The organism is Acinetobacter sp. ESL0695, from assembly GCF_029392135.1.
Lineage (GTDB): Bacteria > Pseudomonadota > Gammaproteobacteria > Pseudomonadales > Moraxellaceae > Acinetobacter > Acinetobacter pollinis.
Map to the genome: position 1 here is coordinate 1,611,149 of NZ_CP113932.1, position 26,723 is coordinate 1,637,871.

Below are 26,723 nucleotides of genomic sequence, written 5' to 3' on the forward strand. Positions count from 1 at the left end.
AACTCCTATGTATTATAATGCTAATGCATTCAGTGCATTAGTGCGTATCTAATTTATCAAACCCTTTTACCAACGTATCTAATTCTTTAGTCTGTTCTAAAAATGGCTCTAACTGAGAAAGTCTTAATGCACATGGACCATCACAACGCGCTTTATCTGGATTTGGATGTGCTTCTAAAAATAAACCAGCAAGACCAGTTGCCATACCTGCGCGTGCTAAAGTACTAATTTGAGCACGACGACCACCTGCAGAATCTGCACGCCCACCTGGTGTCTGAAGCGCATGAGTTACATCAAAAAATACAGGAACATTCATTTCCTTCATGATGTCTAAGCCAAGCATATCGACCACAAGATTGTTATAGCCAAAAGCAGAACCACGTTCGCATAAGATGAGCTTATCATTACCTGCTTCTAAACATTTTTGCAAGATATGATCCATTTCTCTTGGTGCTAAGAACTGTGCTTTTTTAATATTAATGATCGCGCCTGTTTTTGCAATCGCTTCAACAAGATCTGTTTGACGACTTAAAAATGCAGGAAGTTGAACTATATCTGCGACTTCAGCAATTGGTGCTGCCTGATATGGCTCATGTACATCTGTAATAATAGGAATATTGAGTTGCTTTTTAAGTTCGCCCAACCATTCGATACCTTTTTCTAGACCTGGTCCACGAAATGAGTGCAAGCTAGAACGGTTTGCTTTATCAAAACTTGCTTTAAAAACGTATGGAATTTCTAAACGTTTACAAATTTCGATATAAGATTCTGCAATTTCAAATGCTAAATCTTTAGATTCAAGTACATTCATTCCGCCGAATAGTACAAATGGCAAGTGATTTGCCATTTGTATATCGCCTAAACGTACAATTTCCTGAGGTTTTAATTGTGACATTTAAACTTCCTAAGTAACCTTATTTGCCTTTTTGATTTTGCTTTTTTGCAGCATCAATAAAACTTGCAAATAATGGGTGTCCATCACGTGGTGAACTTGTAAATTCCGGATGGAACTGTACAGCAATAAACCATGGATGTGCAGGAATTTCAACTGTTTCTACTAAATGTTGTACAGAAGAATAACCTGATACACGCATACCTGCTTTTTCTAATGGTTCGATGAAACGATCATTCATTTCATAGCGATGGCGATGACGCTCTGTGATTTCAGCTTTACCGTAGATTTCACGTGTTTTTGTGCCTGCAACCAGTTCAGATTTTTGTGCACCTAAACGCATAGTACCACCTAGATCTGACTCTAAGTTACGCTGCTGTAATTCACCACGTTCATCTAACCATTCTGTGATTAAACCAATCAATGGATATTTTGTAGCGCGATTAAATTCGGTAGAACTTGCCTCAGGCATTTGTGCAACGTGGCGTGCATATTCAATTACTGCCAATTGCATACCTAGACAAATACCTAAAAATGGAATGCCTTTTTCGCGCGCATAGCGAATTGCAGCCATTTTACCTTCAGTACCACGCTCACCAAATCCACCCGGTACCAAAATAGCATCAGCTGTATCTAAGATTGCAATATCTTCGCTTTCTAATGCTTGTGCATCTACATAGTCAATTTGCACTTTCACACGGTTTTGAATACCTGCGTGTAGTAATGCTTCATTAACAGATTTATATGCGTCAGGAAGCTCTACATATTTACCAACCATTGCAACACGAACGGTATACTCTGGGTTGAAAAGCGCTTCACACACTTGATCCCAATCAGACAGGTCAGCTTTTGGTAAGTCGTTATAACCAAAACGTTCACAAATTAAATCGTCAACATTTTGCTCGTAGAAATTACGTGGAATTTGATAAATCGTTTTCGCATCTTTACATACGACAACGGCACGTGCCTCAACATTGGTAAACAATGCGATTTTACGGGTTGTATCCGCATCAACATCATGCTCTGTACGACAGATTAAGATATCTGGTTGGATACCAATAGATAAAAGCTCTTTTACAGAATGCTGTGTTGGTTTTGTCTTCAACTCAGCAGCAGAGCTAATATATGGAAGCAATGTTAAATGCATTAACATACTACGTTTATGGCCAAGTTCTACCATAAGTTGGCGAACGGACTCCATAAACGGCAGCGACTCGATATCACCAACCGTACCACCAATTTCAACAATCGCAACGTCATAGCCTTCGCCAGCGCGAAGTACACGTTCTTTAATGTTGTCGGTAATATGAGGAATGACCTGAACAGTACCACCTAAGTAGTCACCACGACGTTCTTTATTCAAAACATCTTGGTATACACGGCCACTGGTAAAGTTGTTGAGTTTGGTCATTTTTGCACGGCGTAAGAATCGCTCGTAATAGCCCAAGTCTAAATCTGTTTCTGCACCATCTTCGGTTACAAAAACTTCACCATGTTGAAATGGACTCATTGTGCCTGGATCGACATTAATATATGGATCCATCTTCACCATAGTGACACTCAGGCCACGGGCTTCTAAAAGTGCAGCAACCGAAGCGGCTGAAATACCTTTACCTAATGATGATACAACACCACCGGTAACGAAAATAAAATGGGTCATTCGAGTTCTCGTACAATCAAGCCTAAACAGGCATGCAATGCTGGGCAATTTTACTTTACTCTGCCCCTATAAAGCAAAGTCATTCAGCATCTATTCACATAACAATTCACAGTTGCGCATATTATCACCGATTTATTTTAATTTGAATGCGCAAACTGAATATTTGCAATCTCGTTTTTCTTGTTATAATAGTAAGTTCGTAATGTAAATTAGAAACGTATAAACATGAACAGAAAGCTTCTTATTTGTGGTGCTATCATGGTAGGTTTAGTTTTAACCGCCTGTTCTAAAAAAGAAGCACCCGAAAATAACGATAAACAATCTCCAGAGCAAACAACACAACAAAATGTCGCTTCGGAACAATTACAATCAATTAATAAAGATGGGGACAATGCATCTGCACCTATGGCAGAGCCTGAGCATAAACATGCACATGATGTTCCACCAGAGCATCATAGTAAGATAAATGCAGAACAACCACCTAAAATGGTTGAAGTTGAACGCGAACAGACTGCAAATACAACCACTGAAATTCGCAGAGAATATAAATCTGAGACGCCTAAAAAGTCAGATAAAGATACAACACCTGCAACTTCTCCTGAAGTTCACGTAGAAAAAGTATCAACTGCTTCTGCGCCTGAAGTAGTGAAACCAAAACATCATCAAACAGCAAAACCACAAAGTGGCAACTTGTCAGAAGATGATGCCGTCGCTGCTGCAATGTCTGCTGCTAAACCAGCACTAAACTAAACCTATAAGATAAATAAAAAAGCCAAGTTAATAACTTGGCTTTTTTTGTTTTCTCGTTCTTGAGCTTAGCTTACTTGTACCACTTCTTCATCTGGAATAATTGAAATTTCTGAAACTAAGTTTTCAAATTTAAAAATTTCATCAAGCTCATCTTTTGAAAGCAAACCACGCTCTAAAACAACTTCAGGAATTGTTTTATTTTCCGCGATACATTGTTTACCAATCTCATCACACAATGAATGACCCAATAAAGGATCAAGTAAAGTTACGATCCCTACACTACGCATTACTTCATCACGACATACTTCTTCATTGGCAGTAATGCCTTGAATACATTTCTCATCTAATGTACGAATTGCTTGTGTCAAAATTTGAATAGATTCGTGTGTTGAATAAGCAATTACAGGCTCCATTGCATTTAACTGCATTTGCCCTGCTTCAGCACCAAAAGTAATTGTTAAATCATTACCAATCACTTTAAATGCAATTTGATTGACCACCTCAGGAATAACAGGATTCACTTTTGCAGGCATAATTGAAGAGCCTGCTTGCATCTGAGGTAAATTAATTTCATTTAGACCCGCACGTGGACCAGAACTTAATAGACGTAAATCATTACTAATTTTTGAAAGTTTTACAGCTAAACGTTTTAACGTACTCGAAACAATAATAAAGACACCACAGTCACTGGTTGCCTCGACATAGTCTGCAGATGGTTTAACATTTAAACCTGTGACTTGCTCTAAATGCTTAGTAACCAGTTTTGCATAACCAGGTACTGTATTTACACCTGTTCCAATAGCTGTTGCACCCAAATTGATTTCTAAAAGAAGCTCACGAGTTTGTTTAATTAAGCTCATATCTTCTTTGAGTAATGTTGCAAAGGCATGGAACTCTTGACCCAATGTCATCGGTACAGCATCTTGTAATTGAGTACGCCCCATTTTAATTACTGTTTTAAACTCAAGTGCCTTTTGGCTAAGAGATGCAATTAAATGTTGTAGCTTTTCAAAGAGCTCATCTAACACGCTGTAAGTTGCCAGACGTAATGCTGTTGGATATACATCATTGGTCGACTGTGATTTATTTACATGATCATTGGGATGAAGTACATCGTACTTACCTTTACGATGCCCCATCATTTCTAAAGCAATATTTGCAATGACTTCATTGGTATTCATATTAATTGATGTACCAGCCCCACCTTGGTATACATCTAATGGAAAAGATGCTTCCCAATTTTCAGGATGATCAATTAACAAGTCGCAGGCTTTTTGAATAAGTTCGCTTTGCTGTTCGCTCAGTCTTCCAACGGCTAAGTTTGCTCTTGCAGATGCTTTTTTAACTTGCGCAAGGGCACGAATAAAATGTGTTTGCTGACCAATGGTTAAAGTTGAAATATTAAAGTTTTCTAACGCTCTTAACGTGTGGATACCATAATAACGATCTGCTGGTACTTCTTTTGTTCCCAATAAATCCTTTTCGATACGAATCAATGGCGACGTATTCATAAATTACCCTTTTGGTATTGTACAGTCATAACAACTCGAAATAGTTATCATGATATATGAAGCCCATAAACAATAAAGTGATTTTCTTCACTTTATGCAATAAATTCCATATTTTCATTGGTCTATGGGTATTTATTTTAAAGAACTCCATTTTAAGGTAGTTAAAAAAACTACCTTTTTGATGTTTTTTTTCACTGAAATATAAAAAAAGAGGTTAAAACCTCTTTTTTAGTCATTTTTAGCTTGGCAAGTTCATCAAATTTAAATTAAAAATGAAGCTTTTTTATAGACTATGGTCGTAATTTTTCAGCTTTTGTATTCAGTTTAAGTTGGTGAGTTTCCTTCACCATTTGCATGACAGGATAACTTCTTGTTTCCTTCACCCCGGGTAATTTCCAAAGCACTTGACCCGAAATACGGCGAAAATCTTCCATATTTTTACTGCGTACTTTTAATACAAAATCAAAGCCACCACTGGTCATATGACACTCAAGAATTTCAGGAAAGCTTTTCACCGCTTCAACAAAATCATCCAAAACATAAGATGTTGTTTTATCTAGCAAAACCTCAACGAAAATCAAAAATCCTGCGTTTAATTTTTCTGGATTAAGATGTGCGTGGTAGCCCAAAATATACTTTTCAGAAACCAGTCTTTGTACGCGTGCTAAAACTGCTGTTGCTGATAAATTTACCAATTCAGCAAGTTTAGTATTAGAAATACGACCATCTTTTTGTAGTAAGTCTAATATTTTCAAATCGATTCGATCTGGTTGGAAGTTAACTTCAGGCATAGCATAATTCTCTAAAAAGAGCCCAAAAAATAGTGAGTTATTCTGTCACGATTTTGCAATGATTCGGCTTATTAAGCAACGCCAATTTGTCACATATTTTTAGGACGTGATGATATGAGTACACAACGCCACAATGTATTTTTTCGCCCTGCTACTTTCGAAGATATTACCCCTCTTCATGGCAAAACATTGCTTGAAAATGCCATTAATTCAAATTGGCGTCGTACAGAGACTGAAGCCGTTGAAACATTATTAAATTTCACGCAAGTTTCGTCCGAACTCGATAAGAAAATCTATGATTTGGCTTTCCAACTTTCACAACACCTCCGTGAAAATAATAAAGCATCTGGAAAAGCAGGTATTGTTCAAGGACTACTACAAGAATTTTCGCTTTCTTCACAAGAAGGCATCGCACTTATGTGTCTTGCAGAAGCATTATTACGTATTCCCGATACAGCAACACGTGATCAGCTCATTCGTGACAAAATTAATCAAGGAAACTGGAAGTCTCATGTAGGACAAAGTAGCCTTGTTTTTGTAAATGCAGCTGCATGGGGTCTAATGCTTACAGGAAAACTAATGGCACCTCCTGCGCAAAAAAGTTTATCAGGTATGCTCACTTCTCTTCTTGCACGAAGTGGACAAGGCATTATCCGTAAAGCTGTAGACGTTGCAATGCGTATGATGGGTGAACAGTTTGTTACTGGTGAAACCATTGGCGAAGCACTAGAAAAATCAAAAATACTTGAAAAAGAAGGCTTTCTTTATTCTTACGATATGCTTGGTGAAGCCGCACTTACAGATCATGATGCGAAGCGTTATATGGCAGATTATGTCAATGCTATTCATGCAATCGGTAAAGCTTCTCAAAATAAAGGCGTTTACAAAAGTGCTGGCATCTCGATTAAACTTTCTGCAATTCACCCACGTTATTACCGTGCACAGTACGATCGTGTACACGATGAACTGTACCCACGCATTGTTGAACTTGCAAAACTCGCAAAACAATACGATATTGGCTTAAATATTGATGCCGAAGAAAGTGAGCGATTAGAACTTTCACTAGAGCTTTTAGAACGTCTTTGCTTCGAACCTGAACTTGCAGGCTGGAATGGAGTTGGCTTTGTAATTCAAGCTTACCAAAAACGCTGTTTCCCACTTGTAGATTACATTGTTGATCTTGCAAAACGCAGTGAAAAACGCTTAATGATTCGTTTAGTGAAAGGTGCATACTGGGATAGCGAAATTAAAAAAGCACAAGTCGAAGGTTTATCTGACTACCCTGTGTTTACACGCAAAGTGCATACAGACCTTTCATATATTGCCTGTGCAAAAAAATTATTGGCTGAACCTGACTATATTTACCCTCAGTTTGCAACACACAACGCACAAACGCTTGCGACTATTTATGAACTGGCTGAACCCGAAAAATATGTCGCAGGACAATATGAGTTTCAATGCCTACATGGTATGGGCGAACCTCTATACAAACGTGTTGTCAATAAACTCGGAATTCCGTGCCGTATCTATGCACCTGTAGGCAATCACGAAACGTTATTGGCTTATTTAGTACGCCGTTTACTTGAAAATGGCGCAAACACGTCGTTTGTCAACCGTATTGCAGACAAGACCATTCAAATTGATGAATTAATTCAATCCCCAACTGATGATATTCAGCGTCAAGCAATGCAAGAAAAAGTCATTGGTGCAAAACATCCTAATATTCCTTTACCACAAGATTTATATGGTCAGGACAGACTCAATTCGGCAGGTACAGACTTAGCAAACGACCATTGTCTATTTGAACTGAATGAAGTTGCAAAATCTTTATACGAACATCAATGGCTCAGCAAGCCGCTCATTGCAAATGTAGAGATTGAAAAAGTTACGCAAGGAAAACCTGTCGTTAATCCTGCTCAACATAACGATGTTGTTGGATCAGTGATTGAAGCAGATGAAAACGATGTTGAACATGCTTTAGTTCAAGCTGAAACTATGCAGTCTACTTGGGCACATATGTCTGTGTTAGCACGTGCAAAACATTTAGAAACCGCAGCAGATGCGATGCAAGCTCAACTTCTTGAGCTGATGGTTTTACTTTGCCGTGAAAGTGGAAAAACTTACATGAATGCAATTGCAGAAGTACGTGAAGCAATTGATTTCTTACGCTACTACGCAAAACAAGCAGAAACATTCTCTGCGACACAACCAATTAAACCATTAGGTACGATTTTATGTATTAGTCCATGGAATTTCCCATTGGCTATTTTTACAGGTCAAATTGCTGCTGCACTGGTTACAGGAAACTGTGTCATTGCAAAACCTGCTGAACAAACGCCACTTGTTGCATACGAAGCTGTTAAAATTTTACACGAAGCTGGTATTCCTGAAGCTGCTTTGCAATTTTTACCAGGACAAGGTGAAACTGTAGGGGCAAAACTCAGCGGAGATTCACGCGTTCAAGGAATTATGTTTACAGGCTCGACAGAAGTTGCAAAAATTCTTCAAAAAACAGTGGCTAAGCGTCTTACTCCTGAAGGTAATCCAGTCACGCTTATTGCAGAAACTGGTGGACAGAATGCCATGATTGTCGACTCATCTGCACTTACAGAGCAAGTCGTGCTTGATGTCGTTAGCTCTGCATTTGACAGCGCAGGACAACGCTGTTCAGCTTTACGTATTCTCTGTGTACAAGAAGATTGTGCAGAGAGTGTCATGACGATGCTTAAAGGTGCAATGAAACAACTTCGCCTAGGTAACCCACATTATCTAAAAACAGATATTGGCCCTGTAATTGACGTTGAAGCGCAAGAAAACATTGAACGCCATATTGCAAAAATGAAATCTAAAGGTTATGCAATCCATCAACTTACTTTAGATGAACCATTGCAAAAACAAGCAATTGAACAAGGCACATTCATACCACCGACAATGATTGAATTGCCAAACTTAGATGATTTAGAGCGTGAAGTTTTTGGACCTGTTTTACACGTCATTACTTACAAACAAAATGAGCTTGAACAACTTATTGGCCGTATTAACGATAAAGGTTATGGGCTTACCATGGGTGTTCATACACGTATTGATGAAACCATCCAAAAAGTGATTGACCTTTCAGAAGTGGGGAACTTATACGTTAATCGCAACATTGTAGGTGCTGTTGTTGGTGTGCAACCATTTGGTGGCGAAGGACTCTCAGGCACTGGCCCCAAAGCAGGTGGCCCACTCTATGCATATCGCCTAACACAAGGTCATGCATTTAAAAATGTTCAAACACCTTTTGCAGTAAAACGTGAAATGACCGAAACACCAAAAGAGTATTTTAGTCATTTCCATACGTTTAAAGCATGGGTAGAAAAAACATTCCCTACATTAGACATTCAACAGCATCAGCCATTTATGGTTGGCCGTACATATGAGCTTCAAGGGCCTACAGGTGAAAGTAACCATTACACTATGCAACCACGTGAAAGAGTTTTGAGCTTAGCAAACACAGATCAAGAATTTGTAGATCAACTACTTAGCATCTTTGCTGTAAATGCACAGCCTGTAATGAAAAAAGGAACTCCTTTTTTTGAAAAATATCAGACCCAAATGCCAAAAGAAATTGTTTCACGTATTGCAGTCATTTCATCACTCCATGAAGAAGCTTTCGATGCCGTTCTACATCACGGCGATGAAGAGCAATTGATGCAAACACAACAAGCGATTGCCTCACATCAAGGTGCGATTGTTTCGATTCATCATCTAGCATCGGAGAGTCGTGATATTCCTGTAGAGCGGCTCGTCATAGAACATGCAGTCAGTATTAATACGACAGCTGCAGGTGGTAATGCGAGTTTAATGACCATGGAGGAGTCTGCTTAACTTAAGTTTTACTCCTTGGAGGCAATGTTTTCAAACGATAGATGACTAGGCGTAGTTCACGTTGTTTGTTAAGATTGCCTCTCTTTTTTTCTAGCATGTAATCATCCATTTATGACATCTGCATATCAGCAACAACTGCAAGCCAAAATTGAGCGTATTACAGCCCAGTTTGAAGCATTTAATCCGCCAAAATTAGAAGTTTTTGACTCCCCTAGTGACTACTTTAGAATGCGTGCAGAATTTCGTATCTGGCATACAGATGACGATATGTTCTATGCAATGTTTGAACGCGATGAAACAGGAAAGAATAAAAAAGCCGTTCGTGTCGATCATTTCCCTATCGCCTGTCATGCAATTAATGACCTTATGCCGAAGCTCCTAGACGCACTCAAGGGGCAGAAAAATTTACACCATAGACTCTTTGAAATCGACTTTTTAGCAAGCTTAAGTGGTGAAATGCTCGTCAGCCTTATTTACCATCGTAAACTTGATGAAGACTGGCAAAACCTTGCACAAGCCCTTTCAAAACAGCTGAATATTAAAATTATTGGTCGCAGTCGTGGTCAGAAACTCGTTTTAAGTGACGATTTTGTGGTTGAAAAATTAGATGTAGACCATCGAACATACTTCTATAAACAAATCGAAAATGGCTTTACTCAGCCAAATGCAATTGTTTGCCAAAAGATGTTGCAATGGGCATCGGATGTTGCAGACACATGTCAAGGTGACCTACTTGAACTTTACTGTGGTAACGGAAACTTTACATTGCCATTATCTACAAAATTTAACCGTGTTTTGGCAACAGAACTTGCAAAATCTTCTGTACATGCTGCCGAATGGAATATTAATAAAAATGCTATTCATAATATTCAAATTGCACGACTTGCTGCGGAAGAGTTTACGCAAGCTTTCCACGGTGAACGCGAATTTAGACGCCTCCAAGAAGCAAGCATCGATATTTCTAGTTATGACTTTGGTACAGTTTTCGTCGATCCACCACGTGCAGGTATAGATCTCGACACATTAAAGCTATTACAAAACTTCAAACACATTATCTATATTTCATGTAACCCAGACACATTGGTAGAAAATTTAGACATACTCTGCCAAACACATCATATTCAACGCTTTGCATTATTTGATCAATTTCCGCACACACATCATGTAGAAAGCGGCTTACTATTGACTAAAAAGTAATGCCAACTGGAGAGAGTATAAAAATAGCTACTCTCTCTTTCTTCTTGATATATCAACTTTTCTGATCATTATCAAATCTATTTATCTAAATTACTTTTAATTGAAAATTACGATAATTTTTTGATTTTATTAAATTGTTTCAAAATATGAATAAAAAGACATCATTTTAAATCATTAATTACTTGTTTTTACGATAGTTAAACTTTTGGACCCATTTTAAATAGAAATAATGTACATTTGTATAAGAAAACAGACTTCTTGTATTTTTATTTTTTTTATTTATATTTCAAGAAATGTTAGGTTGCAATGAACGCTCTTATGAGTATTTGGCAAAAATTATTTAATTCGAAACATGAGCAAAACAGTCAGAAAAACAATATGGCCTGTATTGAAAATGACTGCTCATGTAAAAGTAATGAACAGTTGATTCAAGCCTTAAAAGCTGCACATGATGAATATGTGGTAAGGGGTATTAAACGTGTTCTTATGTCTAGAGGCTTTAGTCGTAAAGAGTTAGATCAATTTAAGCAGCATACTATCCATTAAACAAAGATAAGCGGTCTAAAATAGATCGCTTATTAAAATCTACTTTTCACCACTCCCTATATATCCCAATTTTCGTTACAATAGATTGAATTAACTCCCAAACAATTAGGTTATTTGCGTGAAGTGGCTACAAATCCATATTACTGTTGATCAAGCAGATGTTGAATCAACAGAAACACTCCTACTTTCTTTAGGTGCTGTCAGTGTCACACTAGATGATGCAGAAGACCAAGCTTTGCTTGAACCTTTACCAGGTGAAACGCCTTTATGGAATAAAGTAATCGTTACAGGCATCTATCAACAAAATGATGAAGCACCTATTGACGTCAACTCATTAGTTGCATTTGCTCAATTACAACTTCCAGCAAATACTCAGATTTCACACGATGAGCTAGAAGACCAAGTTTGGGAACGTGCTTGGATGGATTACTATGAACCTATCCAAATTGCTGAAAACTTCTGGATTGTTCCTGAATGGTTAGAACCACCAGAAAAAAATGCAGTTAATTTAAAGCTAGACCCAGGATTAGCATTTGGTACAGGAAACCATGCCAGTACATTCTTATGTCTACAATGGCTAGGTAAAACCGATTTAAAAGACAAAGTCGTTATTGATTATGGCTGTGGTTCAGGTATTTTAGGTGTCGCAGCTTTGCTTCTTGGTGCAAAACAAGTTTATGCAACAGATATAGATCCACAAGCGGTATTGGCAACAAAACAAAATGCAGAACTCAATGGCGTGGTCGATAAACTATTTGTAGACTTACCAGATGCATTTAACCAAACAGTTCAGCAAGAAGCGGATGTACTTATTGCCAATATACTTGCTGCACCATTAATTGCACTTGCACCAGAATTTAGCCGCCTTATTAAACAAGGTGGCGAGTTTGCTTTAGCTGGTGTAATTGAAGAACAAGTGGAAGAAGTGAGCGAAACATATCAAGCGTTTTTTAATATTACAGAAATAGAAAAACGTGAAGAATGTTGGTGCAGAATTTCAGGATATCGTCATCACAATTAAGTTTTCTCATGGAACATATAAAGACCACTTGCCCAACATGTCAAACAAAGTATCTTGTTTCTATGATGCATTTGTCTGTTGCACAAGGAAAAGTGTGTTGTAGTCATTGCCGTTCCACATTTAATGCCTACCATCATATGATGCGTGGGCATCTCAATGAAGAAGAACTTTCACAGTCAAACTTTTTAAACATTGCGAAATATTCTGCTTTAGAAGTATTTCATACACGTAATGCATCTTCTAGCATTAACTTACTCACTCATCTCAATCATACACGTCACAGTGAAGTAAATATTCGGGCGACAACATCGCGTACACCACATAAAAGACGACCTAAATGGGCATCTTTATTGCTGATTGCACTCGGTAGTGTACTTATTCTCATTCTTCTTTTTAATATTCTCACACACAATACAAAGGTTTTACATCAATTTCCATTTTGGAAATCTATCACAGCAAATAACTGCGCAAAAAAATCATGTTCATCAACCACGCAAGATATGGTTCAAATTCAAGTCTTAAAGGTTGAAGAAAGCTCGCCTTATGTCACAACAGTTACAGGATTCATTCAAAATCTGAGCCCAGATGTACAACAGTTACCACAAATTGAGCTGAACGTGCATTTAACAAAGACAAGAATTAAACCTTTCCAATTCTCTCCAGAAATGTATTTACCCTACTATTTTAGACATAAAAATGTATTGCTGAAAAAACAAAGAGTAGATTTTAGACTTGATGTTCCCTTTTCTTACAACAATGTTCATTCTTTAGAAATTAAGCAGTCGATGAAATCTGATGCTATTACTTTATCTAAATAATTTTTTCATCATTCTTAAACATATCTCGCTATATAATATCAATCAAATAATATCTTTTATTTTTATACAAAAACAAAAACAATAAAAAATGAAATTTAATTCAAAAAAACGATTAAAAAAATAAAAAAAATTGCCTCATATTTACTCACTTTTCTGTCGAGAGTGTTATTATACGCGCCACTAATGCTTGACCAAACATATATCTCGTATAATTCCCATAACTAAAGAAATTTCTAAATGTGCATTTTTTATTGCGCATTGAGTATTTTTTTTGTTTCTGAAAATTCTTGCTGTAACAAATTCTAAATATTTGTTACGCTTATTTTTCAACCAAAACGAGTAGAATATGCCAAGCTGTATTGAATTTTATAAGTACATCACCTTGTGTGATTCTTATACTTTACCCCTTTAAATATAACCACTCTCCCACCCGAAGTGGTTTAGATTAATTTCGGATTAAAACGCATGAATAGCAAATCTCCTATTTTTACTGCACAATCTGATGTAGCGCTTCGCATCCATGTGGACCGCGCGGTTCGTCACTATTTTGCATCTTTGCAAGGTGAGCAACCATCTCAGGTGTATGACATGGTGCTAGCAGAAATGGAGAAACCTCTTTTGTCTGTAGTTCTCGAATACACCCGTGGCAACCAAACACGTGCAGCGGAAATTTTAGGACTAAACCGTGGTACTTTACGTAAAAAGTTAAAAGCTCACGGTTTAATGAGTGAATAAATGATAAAATGCTCACGTCTTCGTGGGCATTTTTTTTGCCTTTTGTTTTCTAACTTCAAAGACTAAATATATCATGACAATCAAACGCGCTTTAATTTCCGTTTCCGACAAAACCGGTATTGTTGAATTTGCACAAAATCTTTCCAATTTAGGGATTGAAATTTTATCTACGGGTGGAACGTATAAACTATTAAAAGAAAACAACATCGCTGTTGTTGAGGTTTCTGAACATACAGGTTTCCCTGAAATGATGGATGGCCGTGTAAAAACACTACATCCTAAAATTCATGGTGGAATTTTAGCACGCCGTGGTATCGATGAAGATGTTATGCAAGCACACAATATTGCTGCTATCGATCTTGTCGTTGTGAATCTTTACCCATTTGCAGCAACTGTGGCTAAGCCAAATTGCTCGCTTGAAGATGCTATAGAAAACATCGATATTGGTGGCCCAACTATGGTACGTGCAGCAGCGAAAAACCATGCTTCTGTAGGTATTATTGTAAATGCTTCAGACTACACTGATGTCGCAAACGAACTCAAAACATCAGGTGCTTTATCACAAGCAACTCGCTTTGACTTAGCTGTAAAAGCATTTGAACATACAGCTCAATATGACGGTATGATTGCGTCATATCTTGGTGCACGTGTTGGTAAAAATGAGGGTGAAACAGCAGATATGTTCCCTCGTACCTTTAATACACAACTTAATAAAGCACAAGATTTACGCTATGGCGAAAACCCACATCAAGCAGCAGCATTTTATGTAGAGTCAACAGCAACTGAAGCTTCAGTATCTACATCTAAACAATTGCAAGGTAAAGCGCTTTCGTACAACAACATCGCAGATACAGATGCTGCACTAGAGTGCGTGAAATCTTTTGTTAAACCAGCATGTGTTATTGTTAAGCACGCAAACCCTTGTGGTGTGGCTGTTTCATTAGATGGTATTCAAGCAGCATACGATCTTGCTTATGCAACTGATCCAGAGTCAGCATTTGGCGGTATTATTGCATTTAACCGTGAGTTAGATGTAGACACTGCAAAAGCAATTGTTTCACGTCAATTCGTTGAAGTGATTATTGCACCAAGTATTGCAGATGGCGTATTAGATGTTACAGGTGCGAAGAAAAATGTCCGCGTACTTACATGTGGCGAACTTCCTGCAATCGATGCGCGCGTGCAACAGTTAGACTATAAGCGTGTAAACGGTGGCTTGCTTGTTCAAGATCAAGATTTAGGCATGATTACAGCAGATGAGCTGAAAGTTGTTACAAAGCGTGCACCGTCAGAACAAGAAATTGAAGATCTGATCTTTGCATGGAAAGTTGCAAAATACGTGAAATCAAACGCAATTGTTTATGCAAAAAATCGTCAAACGATTGGCGTAGGTGCAGGTCAAATGAGTCGCGTGAACTCGGCACGTATTGCAGCAATTAAAGCAGAGCATGCAGGTCTTGTGGTTGAAGGTGCTGTTATGGCATCAGATGCTTTCTTCCCATTCCGTGATGGTATTGATAATGCTGCTAAAGCAGGTATTAAATGCATCATTCAACCGGGTGGTTCTATGCGTGATGAAGAAGTTATTGCAGCTGCAGACGAAGCTGGTATTGCAATGGTATTTACTGGTATGCGCCACTTCCGTCATTAATAACAACAATTAACACTCATACTTAAGAGAAACATCCTCATATTCATACATTGAGGATGTTTCATTTATGGAGATTCATCTATGAATATTTTAGTTTTAGGTAGTGGCGGACGTGAGCATGCACTTGCATGGAAAATTGCTCAAGATAGCCAAGTCAGTCAAGTATTTGTAGCACCTGGCAATGCGGGTACTGCAACAGAGTCAAAATGCAAAAATATACAACTAGATATTTTAAACAACAACGCAATTATTGATTTTGCAAAAGCAAATAATGTTGATCTCGTTGTGGTTGGTCCTGAAGCACCACTTGTTAACGGTGTTGTCAATGCTGTACAAGATGCTGGCTTAAAAATTTGGGGGCCTACTCAGTACGCAGCTCAATTGGAAGGATCAAAAGCATTTGCAAAAGATTTTCTAAAAAAATACAACATCCCAACTGCATTTTATGAAGTATTTACAGAAATTGCTCCTGCAAAAGCATATGTAGAAAAACATGGTGCGCCTATTGTAATTAAAGCAGATGGGCTTGCAGCAGGTAAAGGTGTGATTGTCGCAATGAACAATGACGAAGCTTTTGCAGCAATTGATGATATGCTTTCTAGTAACAAATTTGGCGACGCAGGTAGCCGTGTTGTTATTGAACAATTCTTAGCGGGCGAAGAAGCAAGTTTCATTTGTATGGTCGATGGTAAAAATATCTTACCAATGGCAACATCACAAGATCACAAACGTATTTTTGAGGGTGATCAAGGACCAAACACAGGTGGTATGGGTGCTTACTCCCCTGCTCCAGTCGTTACACCTGAAATTTTTGAGCGTGTAATGAATGAGATTATGCGTCCAACTATTGAAGGTATGGCAAAAGATGGTCATACATACACAGGCTTCTTATACGCAGGACTCATGATTGATGAACAAGGGCAACCACGTGTCATCGAATTTAACTGTCGTTTTGGTGACCCTGAAACACAACCAATTATGATGCGTTTACAGTCTTCTCTTGTAGACCTTATTCTTGCAGGTGTTGAAGGAAACTTACCAAGTGAAGCTCAGTGGGATGAGCGTAAATCAATTGGTATTGTTCTTGCTTCGGAAGGTTATCCCGAAACAGCACGTAAAGGTGATGTTATCTCAGGTTTAGGCCAATCTCCAGAAGGAACAAAAATATTCCATGCAGGTACATCAACCACAGCAGATGGTCATGTAGTAACCGCAGGTGGCCGTGTTCTTTGTGTGACTGCATTAGGTGATACTGTTTTAGAAGCACAAGTTAATGCACTTGAAGTATGTGGTCAGGTCACATTCGATGGTATGCAATATCGTACCGATATCGGATATCGTGCAATCGCACGTGAAAATAATATTCAGTAATTTGTAATAAAAGAATAGCTTTCACAAGAAAGCTATTCTCGCAAACTGCCTATCTAAATGAAAAAAATTCATAAGTATTGTGAATTTTATTGTTTTGACTTATATAACAAACACTTTATACTCCGCCTTATTAAGAAATTTTTAACACACAGAAATGCTCCTCAAAAGGAATAGATTTGCTTAACTTGTACAACGCAAAGTACAATCATCTCTATATTGCATGAAGATTTCTTGGTATGATAACGGCAACTTTATACTGATTTCGCACTATACTTGTTATTTATTGATATTCATCTAGGATGCTAGATATTCATTGTCTAATATACTCAAACTATTGAGATACAGACATGAACAAAATATTAAAGAAATAGCTTGCTTTACTCAGTCATTATTTTTGTACTTACAAACATTTTTATCAGGATTATTACCCCTCATGAAAAAATTATTGGGTGTTGTATTATTAGGTGCAGGTCTTACTCTTGCTGCAGGTTGCAGTAAAACTCCATCAGACCAAGCTGAAAATAAAACAGCAGATGGCAAAGAATTAAAAACAATTGTTCTAGGTTCAGATGGTTCAGATACAGATGTATGGCGTTATATAGCAACACTTCCTGCAACAAAAGACGCTGGTATCAAGCTTGACGTAAAAAATATGCCTGACTACGTTGCAATGAATAAAGCAACGGCTGCAGGTGAAATTGACGTAAATGCATTTCAGTCTTACAACTACCTTGTTGCTTATAATACGCAAAGTAAAGAAAAGCTTGTTCCTATTGCGACAACTTACATTGAACCAATGGGAATCTACTCAAGCAAATACAAGAAAATAGATCAAATTCCGAATAACGCAACTATTGCTATTCCAAACGATACCTCAAATGAAGCACGTTCACTCTCTTTATTAAAAGCTGCAGGTCTTATTCAGCTTAAAGAAGGATTCGATCCAATCCATGGCGACCTGAAAGATATTACAGCTAACCCAAAAAACTTACAGCTTAAGCCAATTCCAATGGCAACTGCTGTACGCGTAATGGGCGATGTAGATGCTATTGCTCTAGGCAATACATTGGCAATGGAAGGTGGACTAAACGTACTTAAAGATGCTTTATTTTACGAACCTGTTAACCAATCTACAAAATTAAATATTAATTTACTTGTAACTTCTGAAGCGAAAAAAGATGATCCGACCCTGCAAAAACTTGCACCGATCTATCATAGTGAAGAAGTGAAAAAATTCATTGCTGAACGCTTTGGTGGTACTAAAATTGACGTTAGTAAACCAATTAGCTATTTAACTGAAAATCAGCAGTAATCATATTCCACTAAAACAGGTAAGGTATTTCTACTTTACCTGTTTTTATTTTTAGCATAGTTTTTAACCAAATGATTCAATTTAAAAACATCTCAAAGCACTATAAGCTGAAAGGACAAACTGTTCATGCGCTTAAACAAATTAATCTCGAAATTCCTGAAGGGAGTATATTCGGGATCATTGGTTATAGTGGTGCAGGAAAAAGTACATTAATCCGCTTAATTAATTTACTTGAACGTCCAAGCGAAGGTCAGATCATTATTAACCAAAAAGATTTTACCGCTTTAGATGCAAAATCATTGCGTCAAGAACGCGCTAATATTGGTATGATTTTCCAACATTTTAATTTACTGCAAACAAAAACCGTTGCAGAAAATATTGAAATGCCTATGCGTTTACTTGGCTATAGCAAAACAGAACGTGAAAAGCGTTTAAACGAACTATTGCAGTTTATCGATCTCGAACACAAAAAAAATGCTTACCCCGATGAACTTTCAGGTGGCCAAAAACAACGTGTAGGCATTGCGCGTGCACTTGCTAATCATCCTAAAATCTTACTTTGCGATGAAGCAACATCTGCTTTAGACCCACAAACGACTCAATCTGTTCTAGATCTACTAAAAAAAATTAATAAAGAACAAAACATTACTATTGTTATGGTCACCCATGAAATGGATGTTATTGAGAAAGTCTGTGACCATATTGCAGTGATGGAGGCAGGTCATGTTATCGAACAAGGTTCTACAGTTGAGCTATTTAGCCAGCCTAAACATCCAACCACACAAACATTTATACAAACCGTATTACAGCAACATTTACCGACCAACATTCTAAAACAGCTAGAAAACCAGCATCACCACAGCATATATCGTCTACAGTTTTTAGGAAAATCTGCACAGGAACCTGTAATTCAATCCATGATTAAAGCATTTGATGTTAGTTTAAATATTTTATTTGCTTCTATGACTGAAATTGATGGTACAGTAATTGGTCAAATGTTTGTTCAAATTCTTGGAGAACCTTCAGCAGTTGAAGGGGCAATTCATCATTTAGAAAAATATGGTGTTTCTGTTGCGTCACAAGCAGGAGAGCAAAAATGAGAGATGCTTTTGTTGCATGGTTAGCGCAAATTACACACCCTTTTTGGAATAGTATTGTCTCTGTAGATGACTTTGTATCTGCGCTCCAGCAAACCATTTATATGGTCATTATTGCATTCTTTTTTGGTGCAATTTGGGGCTTTCTACAAGCAATTACCCTCTTGGTTACACGACCAACAGGAATATTGCCTAATCGCTTTATTTATCAAATTTTGAATCCTATCGTCAATGGACTACGCTCCTTACCTTTTGTCATTTTAATGATTGCAATCATTCCAATTACAAAGTTTATTACTGGTAAAACGATCGGTACTGCTGCTGCAATTGTACCCTTAGTTGCATATATTGGCCCATATATGGGAAGACTAATCGAAATCTCATTACTTGAAGTGAATGAAGGAATTATTGAGTCTGCACAAGCAATGGGAGCTTCTCCAGCGCAAATCATTTTCAAGTTTATTTTGCCTGAAGCACGTAGTTCACTCATTCTTAACTTAACCAGTGCCAATATTAGTTTAATTGGTGCAACCGCAATGGCTGGTGTAGTTGGTGGCGGTGGAATTGGAGATCTTGCCTATTCGTATGGCTATCAAAGATTTGATACCTTTATCATGATTGCAACAATTATTGCTCTACTGATTTTAGTTCAAATCGTACAGATGGTTGGAGACTGGCTGTCTAGATTGCGATAAACATCTTAAATAAAAAAGCACCTTTCTAGGTGCTTTTTTAATATTAAAATTTATAAATGATTCCGATCTTTGCAACAGGTAACCACTGATATTGATGCTCATTTTTTAATTGATTCGCTATATAACTCTGATCGGTATCTACATGGGGTTGCCCCAAATAATATGCTCCTATTTCACCAAAAGCCCCCCAATGCGGCGTAAGTAGTGGCCTTATACCCAAACCCACGTAAGGAGATATTGAGTGGCGATAAGATACTGGCACATTCCGATTATCAATATTTAAAGAATAGCTTTTACGAATATACCCTGCACCACCTGTAATATATGTCGACTGAATAATCGTTTTTTCGCTTCTACCCCATGGGTAATAAATCGCATTTATATAAGTGTTAGCATAATGATGTTGATGAACCTGATATTTATTTTCTGAAATATTGACATGGTTCTGCCAATTTAAATCTCCGATACCATGTTCATAGCCTAAAATAAGATTTGTATGGCTACCTAAATCCCAATTTATTGCAATACCTAGACCATTTAGACCAACATCTGCACTTAATGCACTTGGAATATATTGTGCAGCAGTAGACTCTCCGCCCTGAATAACTTGTTCATCGGCAAATGAGTTGGTCATATTTAGAGCACTACATACAACGATACAAAAAAGGAATTTATTCACACTATACTCAATATTCAACTTTCATCATCACTATTATTTAATTTTTTCTAAGAAGTACTAAACATCAGCTTTTTGAGGTTTACTCTATTGTATCGTGCAATATGCTTAAAATCTTGGTTGTTTAAGTTTAAATATTTACATTTTGTAGTAGATAGGTTTAAACGCCTATTTTATGAAAATATTCAATTTTTTCTAACTAATGAATTGACTTTTCTAAATATAAACGCACAATCAAAAAAGCCTCTTTCATGAGGTATGATAAAATTTACAGTCCCCCACGGACTGTTTTTAGTGTAAAATTAAGATAGTTTTTAAATTAAACAAGATTTGGAAGAATATTATGTCTGAACTTTCAACGATAATTGAACAAGCTTTTGAGAATCGTGCGAATTTTACAGCTGCAGATTGCCCTGCAGAAGTTCGTCATGCTGTTGATGAGGCACTTAAAGGTTTAGACAATGGTTCATTACGCGTTGCTGAAAAAATTAATGGGGAATGGACTGTTCATCAATGGTTAAAGAAAGCTGTTCTACTATCATTTAAGTTAAATGACAACAAACCTGTTGAAGCAGGTGATCTTGCATTCTTTGATAAAGTAGACACTAAATTTGCAGGTTGGACGGAAGCACAATTTAAAGAAGCAGGTGTTCGTGTTGTACCACCAGCTGTTGCACGTCGTGGTAGCTTCCAAGCAAAAAATGTTGTACTTATGCCTTCTTACGTAAACATTGGTGCATATGTAGACGAAAACACTATGGTAGATACATGGGCAACTGTTGGCTCATGTGCTCAAATCGGTAAAAATGTACACTTATCAGGTGGTGTTGGTATTGGTGGTGTATTAGAGCCATTACAAGCAAACCCAACCATCATTGAAGATAACTGCTTCATCGGTGCACGTTCAGAAATTGTTGAAGGTGTTATTGTTGAAGAAGGTTCTGTTATTTCTATGGGCGTATATATTGGTCAGTCAACACGTATCTATGATCGTGAAACTGGCGAAATTCATTACGGCCGTGTACCAGCAGGTTCTGTGGTTGTTCCGGGCAGTCTTCCATCTAAAGATGGCAAATATAGCCTATATGCAGCAATCATTGTGAAAAAAGTAGATGCACAAACTCGTGCAAAAACTAGCTTAAATGATTTACTTCGCGCCGACTAATTTTCGTATCTATTGAGTCTCTACAACCAATAGGTTGTGGAGATTTTTCTTTTTTAATATGGTTGATTTTGCTATGAACTCTCCCCTTCGCTCAACAACAATTCCTGTTACGGATCCTTCATCTGGACTACGTATTACAGAGATTTTTTACTCATTGCAAGGTGAAGCAGATACAGCAGGATTACCCACCGTATTTATTCGTCTAACAGGTTGTCCTCTACGTTGCACATATTGTGACACCACCTATTCATTTGAAGGTGGAAAAAGACAATCCTTAGAAAGTATTATTGAAAAAGCCAAGTCTCATCATACCCCTTACATCTGTGTAACAGGTGGAGAACCACTGGCTCAACCAAATTGTATTCCATTACTAAATGAATTATGTCATTTAGGGTTTGAGGTTTCACTCGAAACAAGTGGTGCACTCAGTGTCGCACAAGTAGATGCACGCGTATCTAAAGTTCTAGATTTAAAAACACCAACATCTGGTGAATCACATCGTAATTTAATTGAAAATTTTGAATATTTAACTGCAAAAGACCAAATCAAGTTCGTTATTTGTAACCGTGAAGATTATGAATGGTCAAAAGAACAAGTTAGAAAGTATCAACTTGAGAAGAAGGTCAATACCGTTTGGTTCTCACCTGCATTTGCAGTAGAAAAAGGCAATGCCAAACTTCCTGCCTTTGCAAGAAATCTCGCTCAATGGATCTTAGAAGACCGACTTCCTGTCCGCTTCCAATTACAGCTACATAAGCTACTTTGGCAAGACGAAACAGGACGTTAATTCAACCCTACATATACTTTGGAGAAAATACATGCGCCCTCGTGCTATCGTTTTATTGTCTGGTGGATTAGACTCAACAACCTGTTTAGCTTGGGCGCAATCCAATTATAACTGTATTGCACTAAGCTTCCAATATGGTCAACGTTCTTCTACAGAACTTGAAGCAGCAAAACACTTAACTGAAAAAGCCAATATCCCTCATCGTATTATTAATATTGATCTTGGAAATCTTGGTGGTTCCGCTCTCACAGACCATAGTATTGATGTGCCAGAAGAAGCACAATCAGGTATTCCAATTACCTATGTTCCTGCAAGAAACACGATATTTTTGTCTTATGCCTTAGCAGCAGCAGAAGTTTTCCAAGCAGAAGCCATTGTAATTGGTGTTAATGCTGTAGATTATTCTGGCTATCCAGATTGCAGACCTGAGTTTGTTGAAGCTTTCGCACATTTGGCTGCTTTAGCAACAAAAGCAGGTGTTGAAGGGAAACCACTTAAAATTGAAACACCTCTGTTACATTTATCCAAAGGGAATATTATACGTTTAGGCATCGAACATGGTGTAGACTACAGTCAAACTGTTTCTTGCTATCAAGCAGATGAACAAGGACGTGCTTGTGGTAAGTGTGATAGTTGTCGCTTACGTAAAGAAGGATTTCTCGAAGCGAAAGTTGATGACCCTACACGCTATGTTTCATAAAAAGGTAAATTATATGAATTTGTTAAAATCAAAATTAATTCTCTCAACATTATTTGCTTCAGTTGCTTTTACAGCAACAGCTTCGCATGCTGCTCAAGATCCATCTAAAAGTACAAACGTACATGCAGCACTTGTAAGTAACTGTAAAGAAAGTGCAAGCAAAGCGGGTAAACTAACTGCTTCTGAAGCAGATAAATTCTGCCAATGCCAAGTAGAAGCAGAAGGTAAAATTACAAAAGCTCAAGAATGGCAAATTATTAGCACAGTGAACCAGAAAAAGAGCCCAAGCACTCTACCTTTCATCCAACAACAAAACAAAGAAATCCAAAACTGTTTTGGCCCTCAGTTAACTGCTAAACTTAAAGCACTTACTGAAGAAGCGATGAAACAACAGGCTCAAGCAGCTTCTAAATAATATCGTTACATACAAAAACTAGCCACTTTATGTGGCTAGTTTACTTTTCGGAGATAACTTTTTTATGTCAGAACAAATAGATTTACCTAACCAAGAATTTGCAACAACTTCTGGCCATATCAACCTATCTGAATACCTACATGAATGGCTAATTATTTATTTTTACCCTAAGGATTCGACACCTGGATGTACAACACAAGCTGTTGGATTTTCTTGTTTAAAAGATCAATTCAACGCACTAAATACTCAGATCATTGGAGTATCTCGTGACTCTGTAAAAACACATCAGAACTTTACTACAAAGCAAAATCTCACGATCGACCTGATTAGCGACAAAGAAGAAATTCTATGTAAGCATTTTGATGTGATTAAAGAAAAAAATATGTATGGTAAGAAAGTCTTTGGTATTGAGCGATCAACCTTTATTTTTCATGAAGGAAAGCTTGTAAAAAGCTATAGAAAAGTTAAAGCTGCTGGCCATGCAGAACAGGTTTTAGAAGATTTAAAAACACTGCAATCAATATAAAGTAAAAGTCAGTACTCTCATACTGACTTTATTTTTTAACCAATGAACCATCTACAAAGATATCAACATGATCGGTTAAAGAACCAAATTTAGACTGCATTGCAAAATTCTTTGTCTGTATTTGTGTAGCAGCTTTAAAGTCGAATGTTCCGTCACTATCAGGTTCAATAGTGGTATAGAATACAACTTGTCTGGTTTTACCCTTAATCGTCAAGTTACCAAAAACATTGTATTTGTTGCTTCCTAGAGACTGTATTTGTGTACTATCAAATGTTATTTCTTTATATTTAGCAACATCAAATAAATCTTCACTCAGTAGCATATCATGCAAGGTACTATTACTTAGGTCTATGCTATCTACCTGAATGACAAAGTGAATTTGTGTTTGATCTAAATGATTTGGATCAAATCGAATATTAGATTCAACTTGTTGAAAATCGGCATCAATGACTTTCATTCCCAATTTTTTAATGAAAAATCCGACTTCCCCATCATCGGCAAATTTTAAATCTGCTGCGTTTACAATACTCGTGCTTGCTATTAAGCAAAATAAAGAAACTATAGATAGGCATCGAATCATTGCCTTTTTTATATTAAGCACATGCTGCCCCAATCATAAGTACACACCATAGTTTAGTTAGATTTTCCAACCTGATCCTTAAAAAATTGTGTCCTAAGCGTATCATACATTGGATTTTTCATGAAAGATTTTAGAAATTTGATCGTTCCATGAGGAAAATATTGTTCCTGAATTTCACCTGCATAAAAAGCTTCCCTAATAGGTGTTGCCGACAAAGCATTTTCTAGACTGTCTAGCTCGACCAATTTCCAATCTGGAAAAAGTGCCAAATAATATGACGAGTTATCTTTAAAATGACCAATCAAACCAATTTTCTGATTCACTCCTGTTTTTTCTAATACTTTCTCCTTGACCAACGCGACCCATTTTTTATCATCATATACATCGACAATATGTACAAATATAATCCTTTTACAATCTTCTTCGTTAAAATTAGATAAGATAATCTGCTCACGTTCTTGTACTAAAAATGGATTCTTGGTAGTACGCTCTGGTTGTGCAGAGCCTAAAGCAATAATAACGTATTTACTTTGTTCTAAAGCCAACTCTACTGTTTTCATATGTGCCAAATGAAATGGCTGAAACCTTCCAATGAAAACGAGATAATCTAAAGTATCCATAAGTATTTTTTCAAAAATCGTTTTTTTATAATAAAAAATATATCCAATGCAAGCAAACATATTATTTTTTCAGTGAGTATAGCGCTATTAATTCAAATGCAGGCTCTTCATATGGATGTGCTTCTACTAATCTCTTGCATATATGATCAGCAAGGGTTTCATCAATCAGAATCTCTACTCTCCATTCTTCTAATGTGGTTAACTCCTCAAGGTTTCCAATAAATGGTTCAGCACCTTTTGCAGGCTTAAACTGTCCAATTCCTTTGGTCTGCCAAGCACATTCTCGGTAATGATCACTACATCCCCCACCTGCATCAAAAATAGCATTTTTAGTTATTTCTAAATGAGAGGCCGGTACAAAATAAATAAGTTTTAACATAATTTAACTTAGCTTCCTACATTAAAAAAGCCCCTAAGTCTTAGAGGCTTTACAATAAAAAAGCGATTCTTAACCAAAACGACCAGTAATATAGGCTTCAGTCAATTGATGGTCTGGTTGAGTAAATACTTTCTCGGTAGAGTTTACTTCTATTAGATCACCTAAATGGAAATATGCTGTACGATTCGATACCCTTGCTGCTTGTTGCATTGAGTGTGTCACAATTGCAATTGTATATTGTGTAGATAACTCAGAAATAAGCTCTTCAATTTTTGCTGTAGCAATCGGATCCAATGCAGAGCAAGGTTCATCCATAAGAATAACGTCTGGACTAACTGCAATGGTACGCGCAATACATAAACGTTGTTGCTGACCACCCGATAAACTTGTACCAGGTTGGTTTAAACGTTCTTTAACTTCTTCCCAAAGTCCTGCTTTTCTTAGGCTATTTTCAACAATCTCTTCTAAGTCGTATTTATTACGTGCTAAACCATGGAGTTTTGGTCCATATGCAACATTATCGAAAATCGATTTTGGAAATGGGTTTGGTTTTTGAAATACCATACCCACCTGAGCTCGCAGTAAAACGACATCTAAGTTTGGATCATAAATATCTTGCTGATCCAGCATCACTTTTCCAGTTACCTTACAGCTTTCAATCGTATCGTTCATACGGTTGAGCGTACGAAGAAATGTAGATTTACCACAGCCTGACGGACCAATAAAAGCAACAACTTCGTTTTGATAGATATCTAAATCTATTCCTTTAATTGCTTCACTTTCGCCATAATATACGTGTACATCTTCTGTACGCAATTTGATTTTCTTTTTTGCATCATTCGATGATGGCGCAACGCTTGGTTGTTCAAAACTACCAATACTAATACGAGATTGTGCTTGATCTGTTGTCATATCTTTTTGATTCTGCTCTGTACGAGTTGGATTTAATGTATTCATAATA

26 protein-coding genes are annotated in these 26,723 nt (G+C 37.2%); 17 read left to right on the forward strand and 9 right to left on the reverse strand.

The genetic code is table 11. The features are described from left to right. Positions 1 to 37: 37 nt before the first annotated feature. Together kdsA and OZX61_RS07795 are read right to left on the reverse strand one after the other, a co-directional pair. On the reverse strand, positions 38 to 895 hold the full coding sequence (kdsA, locus tag OZX61_RS07790; RefSeq protein WP_195771311.1) for a 3-deoxy-8-phosphooctulonate synthase: 858 nt from the start codon (positions 893 to 895) through the stop codon (positions 38 to 40). A gap of 19 nt (positions 896 to 914) precedes the next feature. Then, positions 915 to 2,552: a CTP synthase gene (locus OZX61_RS07795; protein WP_195771312.1), complete on the reverse strand. Its 1,638-nt coding sequence runs from the start codon at positions 2,550 to 2,552 to the stop codon at positions 915 to 917. Positions 2,553 to 2,777: 225 nt separating this feature from the next. Here OZX61_RS07795 and OZX61_RS07800 point away from each other — a divergent pair, with 225 nt between their 5' ends. After that, positions 2,778 to 3,302: an internalin gene (locus OZX61_RS07800; RefSeq protein ID WP_277094455.1), complete on the forward strand. Its 525-nt coding sequence runs from the start codon at positions 2,778 to 2,780 to the stop codon at positions 3,300 to 3,302. Positions 3,303 to 3,367: 65 nt separating this feature from the next. On the opposite strand, the gene aspA is transcribed toward OZX61_RS07800, so the two are convergent. Both aspA and OZX61_RS07810 read right to left on the reverse strand, forming a co-directional pair. Continuing rightward, the gene (gene aspA / locus OZX61_RS07805) at positions 3,368 to 4,813 is read right to left on the reverse strand and encodes an aspartate ammonia-lyase (RefSeq protein ID WP_195771314.1); all 1,446 of its coding nucleotides are present in this window, start codon (positions 4,811 to 4,813) and stop codon (positions 3,368 to 3,370) included. 290 nt (positions 4,814 to 5,103) lie between these two features. Further along, a complete protein-coding gene (locus OZX61_RS07810) occupies positions 5,104 to 5,604 on the reverse strand; it encodes an Lrp/AsnC ligand binding domain-containing protein (protein WP_195771315.1) in 501 nt (166 codons plus the stop codon). A 114-nt stretch (positions 5,605 to 5,718) separates the two neighbouring features. Between OZX61_RS07810 and putA the strand changes: the two genes are divergently transcribed. The 11 genes from putA (at position 5,719) to OZX61_RS07865 (ending at position 19,914) form a co-directional block, all read left to right on the forward strand. Then, entirely contained in the window at positions 5,719 to 9,471 is a 3,753-nt protein-coding gene (gene putA, locus OZX61_RS07815; RefSeq protein WP_277094456.1) for a trifunctional transcriptional regulator/proline dehydrogenase/L-glutamate gamma-semialdehyde dehydrogenase, read from the forward strand. A 111-nt stretch (positions 9,472 to 9,582) separates the two neighbouring features. Beyond that, complete coding sequence (gene trmA / locus OZX61_RS07820; RefSeq protein ID WP_195771317.1) at positions 9,583 to 10,668, forward strand: tRNA (uridine(54)-C5)-methyltransferase TrmA; 1,086 nt, start codon at positions 9,583 to 9,585, stop codon at positions 10,666 to 10,668. Positions 10,669 to 10,986: 318 nt separating this feature from the next. Continuing rightward, entirely contained in the window at positions 10,987 to 11,214 is a 228-nt protein-coding gene (locus tag OZX61_RS07825) for a hypothetical protein (RefSeq protein ID WP_195771318.1), read from the forward strand. A gap of 118 nt (positions 11,215 to 11,332) precedes the next feature. Then, positions 11,333 to 12,235, forward strand: coding sequence for a 50S ribosomal protein L11 methyltransferase (prmA, locus tag OZX61_RS07830; RefSeq protein ID WP_195771319.1), 903 nt, complete (start codon positions 11,333 to 11,335; stop codon positions 12,233 to 12,235). 8 nt (positions 12,236 to 12,243) lie between these two features. Beyond that, entirely contained in the window at positions 12,244 to 13,053 is an 810-nt protein-coding gene (locus OZX61_RS07835) for an MJ0042-type zinc finger domain-containing protein (RefSeq protein ID WP_277094457.1), read from the forward strand. Positions 13,054 to 13,518: 465 nt separating this feature from the next. Then, positions 13,519 to 13,788, forward strand: coding sequence for a DNA-binding transcriptional regulator Fis (gene fis / locus OZX61_RS07840; RefSeq protein WP_005014868.1), 270 nt, complete (start codon positions 13,519 to 13,521; stop codon positions 13,786 to 13,788). Positions 13,789 to 13,861: 73 nt separating this feature from the next. Further along, entirely contained in the window at positions 13,862 to 15,439 is a 1,578-nt protein-coding gene (gene purH, locus OZX61_RS07845; RefSeq protein WP_277094458.1) for a bifunctional phosphoribosylaminoimidazolecarboxamide formyltransferase/IMP cyclohydrolase, read from the forward strand. An 81-nt stretch (positions 15,440 to 15,520) separates the two neighbouring features. Beyond that, on the forward strand, positions 15,521 to 16,810 hold the full coding sequence (gene purD / locus OZX61_RS07850; protein ID WP_277094459.1) for a phosphoribosylamine--glycine ligase: 1,290 nt from the start codon (positions 15,521 to 15,523) through the stop codon (positions 16,808 to 16,810). Positions 16,811 to 17,243: 433 nt separating this feature from the next. Then, positions 17,244 to 18,122 (forward strand): MetQ/NlpA family ABC transporter substrate-binding protein, encoded by an 879-nt coding sequence (locus OZX61_RS07855; RefSeq protein WP_277094460.1) that lies wholly within the window; start codon positions 17,244 to 17,246, stop codon positions 18,120 to 18,122. Between the two features lie 71 nt (positions 18,123 to 18,193). Continuing rightward, positions 18,194 to 19,222, forward strand: coding sequence for a methionine ABC transporter ATP-binding protein (locus tag OZX61_RS07860; protein ID WP_195771324.1), 1,029 nt, complete (start codon positions 18,194 to 18,196; stop codon positions 19,220 to 19,222). After that, positions 19,219 to 19,914 carry a methionine ABC transporter permease gene (locus OZX61_RS07865; protein ID WP_277094461.1) on the forward strand — a complete coding sequence of 232 codons (696 nt, stop codon included), beginning with the start codon at positions 19,219 to 19,221 and terminating at the stop codon, positions 19,912 to 19,914. Before OZX61_RS07860 ends, OZX61_RS07865 begins: the two co-directional genes overlap by 4 nt. A gap of 43 nt (positions 19,915 to 19,957) precedes the next feature. On the opposite strand, the gene OZX61_RS07870 is transcribed toward OZX61_RS07865, so the two are convergent. Next, on the reverse strand, positions 19,958 to 20,593 hold the full coding sequence (locus tag OZX61_RS07870; RefSeq protein WP_277094462.1) for a hypothetical protein: 636 nt from the start codon (positions 20,591 to 20,593) through the stop codon (positions 19,958 to 19,960). Between the two features lie 340 nt (positions 20,594 to 20,933). On the opposite strand from OZX61_RS07870, the gene dapD reads away from it, so the two are divergent. The 5 genes from dapD to OZX61_RS07895 all read left to right on the forward strand — a co-directional run bounded on the left by dapD (position 20,934) and on the right by OZX61_RS07895 (position 24,183). Further along, positions 20,934 to 21,755, forward strand: coding sequence for a 2,3,4,5-tetrahydropyridine-2,6-dicarboxylate N-succinyltransferase (gene dapD / locus OZX61_RS07875; protein ID WP_195771327.1), 822 nt, complete (start codon positions 20,934 to 20,936; stop codon positions 21,753 to 21,755). A 73-nt stretch (positions 21,756 to 21,828) separates the two neighbouring features. Continuing rightward, entirely contained in the window at positions 21,829 to 22,542 is a 714-nt protein-coding gene (gene queE, locus OZX61_RS07880) for a 7-carboxy-7-deazaguanine synthase QueE (RefSeq protein ID WP_277094463.1), read from the forward strand. Between the two features lie 31 nt (positions 22,543 to 22,573). Next, the gene (gene queC, locus OZX61_RS07885; protein WP_277094464.1) at positions 22,574 to 23,242 is read left to right on the forward strand and encodes a 7-cyano-7-deazaguanine synthase QueC; all 669 of its coding nucleotides are present in this window, start codon (positions 22,574 to 22,576) and stop codon (positions 23,240 to 23,242) included. A 13-nt stretch (positions 23,243 to 23,255) separates the two neighbouring features. Next, on the forward strand, positions 23,256 to 23,657 hold the full coding sequence (locus OZX61_RS07890; RefSeq protein ID WP_195771330.1) for a hypothetical protein: 402 nt from the start codon (positions 23,256 to 23,258) through the stop codon (positions 23,655 to 23,657). 64 nt (positions 23,658 to 23,721) lie between these two features. Continuing rightward, on the forward strand, positions 23,722 to 24,183 hold the full coding sequence (locus OZX61_RS07895; protein WP_277094465.1) for a peroxiredoxin: 462 nt from the start codon (positions 23,722 to 23,724) through the stop codon (positions 24,181 to 24,183). 28 nt (positions 24,184 to 24,211) lie between these two features. Here OZX61_RS07895 and OZX61_RS07900 read toward each other — a convergent pair whose 3' ends face one another. The 4 genes from OZX61_RS07900 to pstB all read right to left on the reverse strand — a co-directional run bounded on the left by OZX61_RS07900 (position 24,212) and on the right by pstB (position 26,722). Continuing rightward, entirely contained in the window at positions 24,212 to 24,784 is a 573-nt protein-coding gene (locus OZX61_RS07900; RefSeq protein WP_195771332.1) for a YceI family protein, read from the reverse strand. A 32-nt stretch (positions 24,785 to 24,816) separates the two neighbouring features. After that, entirely contained in the window at positions 24,817 to 25,383 is a 567-nt protein-coding gene (locus tag OZX61_RS07905) for a nicotinate-nicotinamide nucleotide adenylyltransferase (protein ID WP_277094466.1), read from the reverse strand. Between the two features lie 61 nt (positions 25,384 to 25,444). Then, entirely contained in the window at positions 25,445 to 25,762 is a 318-nt protein-coding gene (locus OZX61_RS07910) for an NGG1p interacting factor NIF3 (protein WP_277094467.1), read from the reverse strand. 69 nt (positions 25,763 to 25,831) lie between these two features. Next, on the reverse strand, positions 25,832 to 26,722 hold the full coding sequence (pstB, locus tag OZX61_RS07915; protein WP_277095640.1) for a phosphate ABC transporter ATP-binding protein PstB: 891 nt from the start codon (positions 26,720 to 26,722) through the stop codon (positions 25,832 to 25,834). Position 26,723 lies beyond the last annotated feature (1 nt).

What these genes read in the sequence shown, in the direction of transcription:
- kdsA (WP_195771311.1), bottom strand. Translation starts at nt 895, where the DNA reads ATGTCACAATTAAAACCTCAGGAAATTGTACGTTTAGGCGATATACAA.
- OZX61_RS07795 (WP_195771312.1), bottom strand. Translation starts at nt 2,552, where the DNA reads ATGACCCATTTTATTTTCGTTACCGGTGGTGTTGTATCATCATTAGGT.
- OZX61_RS07800 (WP_277094455.1), top strand. Translation starts at nt 2,778, where the DNA reads ATGAACAGAAAGCTTCTTATTTGTGGTGCTATCATGGTAGGTTTAGTT.
- aspA (WP_195771314.1), bottom strand. Translation starts at nt 4,813, where the DNA reads ATGAATACGTCGCCATTGATTCGTATCGAAAAGGATTTATTGGGAACA.
- OZX61_RS07810 (WP_195771315.1), bottom strand. Translation starts at nt 5,604, where the DNA reads ATGCCTGAAGTTAACTTCCAACCAGATCGAATCGATTTGAAAATATTA.
- putA (WP_277094456.1), top strand. Translation starts at nt 5,719, where the DNA reads ATGAGTACACAACGCCACAATGTATTTTTTCGCCCTGCTACTTTCGAA.
- trmA (WP_195771317.1), top strand. Translation starts at nt 9,583, where the DNA reads ATGACATCTGCATATCAGCAACAACTGCAAGCCAAAATTGAGCGTATT.
- OZX61_RS07825 (WP_195771318.1), top strand. Translation starts at nt 10,987, where the DNA reads ATGAGTATTTGGCAAAAATTATTTAATTCGAAACATGAGCAAAACAGT.
- OZX61_RS07835 (WP_277094457.1), top strand. Translation starts at nt 12,244, where the DNA reads ATGGAACATATAAAGACCACTTGCCCAACATGTCAAACAAAGTATCTT.
- fis (WP_005014868.1), top strand. Translation starts at nt 13,519, where the DNA reads ATGAATAGCAAATCTCCTATTTTTACTGCACAATCTGATGTAGCGCTT.
- purH (WP_277094458.1), top strand. Translation starts at nt 13,862, where the DNA reads ATGACAATCAAACGCGCTTTAATTTCCGTTTCCGACAAAACCGGTATT.
- purD (WP_277094459.1), top strand. Translation starts at nt 15,521, where the DNA reads ATGAATATTTTAGTTTTAGGTAGTGGCGGACGTGAGCATGCACTTGCA.
- OZX61_RS07855 (WP_277094460.1), top strand. Translation starts at nt 17,244, where the DNA reads ATGAAAAAATTATTGGGTGTTGTATTATTAGGTGCAGGTCTTACTCTT.
- OZX61_RS07860 (WP_195771324.1), top strand. Translation starts at nt 18,194, where the DNA reads ATGATTCAATTTAAAAACATCTCAAAGCACTATAAGCTGAAAGGACAA.
- OZX61_RS07865 (WP_277094461.1), top strand. Translation starts at nt 19,219, where the DNA reads ATGAGAGATGCTTTTGTTGCATGGTTAGCGCAAATTACACACCCTTTT.
- dapD (WP_195771327.1), top strand. Translation starts at nt 20,934, where the DNA reads ATGTCTGAACTTTCAACGATAATTGAACAAGCTTTTGAGAATCGTGCG.
- queE (WP_277094463.1), top strand. Translation starts at nt 21,829, where the DNA reads ATGAACTCTCCCCTTCGCTCAACAACAATTCCTGTTACGGATCCTTCA.
- queC (WP_277094464.1), top strand. Translation starts at nt 22,574, where the DNA reads ATGCGCCCTCGTGCTATCGTTTTATTGTCTGGTGGATTAGACTCAACA.
- OZX61_RS07890 (WP_195771330.1), top strand. Translation starts at nt 23,256, where the DNA reads ATGAATTTGTTAAAATCAAAATTAATTCTCTCAACATTATTTGCTTCA.
- OZX61_RS07895 (WP_277094465.1), top strand. Translation starts at nt 23,722, where the DNA reads ATGTCAGAACAAATAGATTTACCTAACCAAGAATTTGCAACAACTTCT.
- OZX61_RS07905 (WP_277094466.1), bottom strand. Translation starts at nt 25,383, where the DNA reads ATGGATACTTTAGATTATCTCGTTTTCATTGGAAGGTTTCAGCCATTT.
- OZX61_RS07910 (WP_277094467.1), bottom strand. Translation starts at nt 25,762, where the DNA reads ATGTTAAAACTTATTTATTTTGTACCGGCCTCTCATTTAGAAATAACT.